The following is a 3,189-nucleotide window of genomic DNA, read 5'->3' as shown; positions in this document are numbered from 1 at the left end:
GCTCGGCACCGACACCGTGACCGGCGAGCGGGTCGCCGTACGCCGGGCCGCCCTCGGCGACGGCGCCGGGGCCCGGGCCGAGCGCGACGCGCTGCGGCGGGAGGCCCGGTTGCTCGCCCGCCTCGGCCGCGCCGGGCTCGCCGCCCGCACCCTCGCCCTGATCGGCCGTCAGGACGCGCTCCACCTGGTGCGCGCCCACGTGCCGGGCCGCCCGCTGGACACCTGGGTGGCCGAACGGCTGCCCCAGGACGGGGCGCCCGGCGTGCCGTGGGCGCAGGCCCGCCCGGTCGCCCTGGCGCTGGCCGCGCTGGTCGGCGGCGCCCGCGCCGAGGGTCTGCCGCTGGCCTCGCTGTCCCCCGGGCACGTCGTCGTCCGGCCCGACGGGGCGGTGCGCCTGACCGGCACGGCCGCCTGTGCGGAGCCCGGCTCGCTCGCCGCGGCCCGCGCCCGGCGCGGTGCGGACGGGCAGGCCCTCGGCGCGCTGCTCTTCCTGCTCGCCACCGGCCGGCTGCCGCTGCTCGCCGAGGACTTCCCCGAGGCCCGCCCCGGCACGCCCGAGCCGCCGTCCGCCACCGCACGCCTCTCCCGCTGGCTCGCCGCGGCCGCCCGGCAGGGCGAGACCGCCCGCCGGCTGGCCCCGGTCGTCCTCGGCCTGCGCGCCGCCGACCCCGCCCAGCGGTGGACGGCGGACCGGGCCCGGGCCGTCCTCGCCGTCGCCCACTGACGCCCGGCGCCGCCGGGACGAGCACGGCGCAGCACGGCCCCGGCGGCTCCCCGGCCGCCGGCCACCCCACCACCCCCCGACCCCAGGAGGAGAGCCGCCGGTGAGCACCGTTCCCCGCACCGCCGCGCAGGCCGTGCGCCGGCTGAGTTTCACCTTCGCGCCGGACGGCTCGTACGCCGCCTGCCTGGCCGCGGGGCCGGACGGCGACTGGTTCGCCGAGACCTGGCGGCTGCCCGGCGACGGCACGGCCGCCGAGGCCGGGGCGCTGCCGCTGCCCGGCGGCCGCTCGGAGAGCATGCTGGCCCAGCCGCTGGCGCTGGCCGACGGCCGGGTGCTGCTCTGCCGGCACCGGGGCGACCGGCACGCCCTCGTCCTGCTCTCCCCCGCCGACGACGACCGGGAGCGGGAGCTGGCGGCGCTGCAGGTCCCGGCGCTGCGGCTGCTGTCGCTGCCGGCCGCGCACCCCGCGGGCGGCCCGGTCGCGCTGGCGCTCGGCACCGACACCCGGCCGGTCACCACCCTCTGGCGGATCCGCTCCGACGGCGCACCACCGGAGCCGCTGGCCGAACTGCCCGGCGTGTACGGCGGCGGCGTCTGGCTGGACGGTACCGGGCGGCTGCTCGCCCTGGACCGGCTCGCCGCCGGGCACGTCCGCACGGTCGCCGTGGACCTCGCCACCGGCGCCGTCACCCCGCTGCTGGAGCTCGGCGAGCAGAGCAACGACCGGCTGCTGCGCTACGACGCGGCGAGCGGCCTCGGCGTGGTCCGCAGCGATGCGGCCGGCAGTGACCGGCTCGGCTGGGGCCTGCTCGGCGCGGCCGGCCCGATCCGCTTCCCCGAGTACCTGCACGCCATGGGCGTGCACCTGCAGCCGATCGCCCTGGCGCCCGCCGCCGAGGCCGGCGAGGGGCCGCGGGTGGTGCTGCTCGCCGACCGGGGCGCCGCCTCGGCGCTGCTGGTGTGGCGGCCCGGCACCGCCCGGCCCGTGCGGCTGGCCGTGCCGCCCGGCCGCTTCGGCGCGGTCGCCCACTGGTCCGCGGCGGGCCTGCGGGTGCCGTACTCGGCGCCCGACCGGCCGGCCGCGCTGGCCACCCTGGACCTCGACGCGCTGCTCGCCCCGGACCCGGCCGGGCCCCCGGCCGCCGGCGGACCGCTCCCGCTGCACCTCGCCCCGCTCGGCCCCGACCGGCCGTACCCGCCGGACGGCTCTCCGGTGCCGCCGGCCCGAGCCCCGCTGGCGGCCGGCCCGCCCGGCGGCTGGCGGCTGGACGGCTCGGCGACGCCGCCGGACGGCGGGACGTGGCACGGCGCCCGGGCCGTGGAGCTGACCGGCCCGGCCGGGCCGGTGGAGGCGGTGGTGTACGGCGGTGCGACCTGGGTGAGTGCGCCGCAGCTGGTGCTGGCGCTGCACGGCGGCCCGGCCGACGCCTGGCGGTTGGAGTTCGACCCGGTCCTGCAGCGGATGGCGGCCGCCGGCCTCGCCGTGGTCGCCCCGAACCAGCGCGGCTCCAGCGGCTACGGTCCGGAGCACGCCGCGGCCATCCAGGACGCCTGGGGCGGCCCCGACCTGGAGGACGTGCTGCACCTGCTGGGCACCCTGGCCGAGCAGCGCGCCGCACTCGGCCTGGAGCCGCCCGCCCTGTTCGGGGTCAGCTACGGCGGCTTCCTCGCCCTGCTCGCCGCGGCGCACGCGCCGGCCGGGCAGGTCGCGCGCTGCGCGGTGGTCGCCCCGTTCCTGTCCGGGCAGCGGCTGCTGGCCGAGTCGGCGGCGCCGGTCCGGGCGCTGACCACCCGGCTGGGCGGCGACGTGCCGCTGGACGACGAGCGCGGCCCGCGCGACGTCCTGCAGCTCGCCCACCGGCTCCCCGCGCCGCTGCTGGTGCTGCACGGCGACCGGGACGAGGTGGTGCCGGTCGGCCAGTCCCGGACGCTGCGGCAGGAGCTGCTGCGGCTCGGCCGCACCGACGGCTCCGCGTTCCGGTACGTGGAGGCGGCCGGCGCCGGTCACGAGCTGCTGGCCGAGGAGGGCGCGGCCGTCCTGCACGAGCTGCTGGCGGGCTTCCTGCGGACCGGTCGACCGGGCTGAGCCGCCCCCTTCCGCCGGGCGGCGGCCACCGGATCGGCGGCGTCCGTGCGCGGGCAGTGACGGGCTGGGTAGGCTGCTGTCGCGTTCGGCCGCCTCGGCGGCGCCCGCCCGGGCCGTGACCGCAACCGGCCCGCCCGACGCTGCACCCGCAGCGCCCGACAGCACGGAGAAGACAGAGCCAGATGTCCGAGACCCTCACCGACACCACCGAGCACGACCGCACCGCGCGCGGCGCCGACGCGGCCGCGGCCGACGACAACGCGCACGGCCGCCACCGGGGATTCACCGCCGCGGACGACCGCCCCGACGCCGACCCGCACGGGCGGCACCGCCGCTGACCGCAGGAGGACCCCGCGGCCCGGGGCGGGTGCCCCGGGCC

The 3,189-nt window shown here is 81.2% G+C and carries 2 protein-coding genes and 1 pseudogene; all 3 read left to right on the top strand.

All coding sequences use genetic code 11. The features are described 5' to 3' along the window. A pseudogene (locus ACFV0G_RS37530) lies at window positions 1-724 on the top strand (hypothetical protein); the annotation flags it as partial. A 100-nt stretch (window positions 725-824) separates the two neighbouring features. Continuing rightward, window positions 825-2,810, top strand: a complete 1,986-nt coding sequence (locus tag ACFV0G_RS37525) for an alpha/beta hydrolase family protein (protein WP_380557751.1) — start codon at window positions 825-827, stop codon at window positions 2,808-2,810. Window positions 2,811-2,992: 182 nt separating this feature from the next. Then, window positions 2,993-3,148: a hypothetical protein gene (locus tag ACFV0G_RS37520; protein WP_380557748.1), complete on the top strand. Its 156-nt coding sequence runs from the start codon at window positions 2,993-2,995 to the stop codon at window positions 3,146-3,148. The last annotated feature ends 41 nt before the right edge of the window (window positions 3,149-3,189 follow it).

It is taken from the genome of Kitasatospora sp. NPDC059571, assembly GCF_042735675.1.
GTDB lineage: Bacteria > Actinomycetota > Actinomycetes > Streptomycetales > Streptomycetaceae > Kitasatospora.
The sequence above is the reverse complement of the archived record's forward strand: the minus strand, read 5'-3'. Positions and strand labels throughout refer to the sequence as shown.